The sequence below is a fragment of the Candidatus Bandiella numerosa genome, assembly GCF_021811875.1.
In the GTDB taxonomy this organism is placed as follows: Bacteria; Pseudomonadota; Alphaproteobacteria; order Rickettsiales; family Midichloriaceae; genus Aquirickettsia; species Aquirickettsia numerosa_A.
This window is the reverse complement of sequence record NZ_JAJBJD010000300.1, coordinates 1-243: the sequence shown is the minus strand read 5'-3', so window position 1 is coordinate 243 and position 243 is coordinate 1. Positions and strand designations below refer to the sequence as shown.

Genomic DNA, 243 nt, shown 5'->3' with positions numbered 1-243 from the left:
AAAAAAAAGAGAAAACTATGGATATGGCTTGCTTACTCTCGTGCCAGAAAAAGAATCATTGCCTGTGAAGTTGGCTCTCGTAGTGTCAAAACTTTAAAAAAGCTGTGGCAGAAGGGTTCTTTGTTTAAGCCAGATATTGTTTGTACTGACAATTACAAAGCATATGCAAGAGTTATCCCAAATGATCTTTTGATACAAAGTAAAAAGCACACCTATAATATTGAGGCCCAAAATAGCTGGCTA

The 243-nt window shown here is 36.2% G+C and carries 1 protein-coding gene; it reads left to right on the top strand.

Features of this window, described 5'->3' with window-relative positions; translation table 11 throughout:
* Positions 1-243, top strand: a 243-nt coding sequence (locus L8D11_RS06130; RefSeq protein WP_369127289.1) for an IS1 family transposase, incomplete at both ends; no start/stop codon positions are given.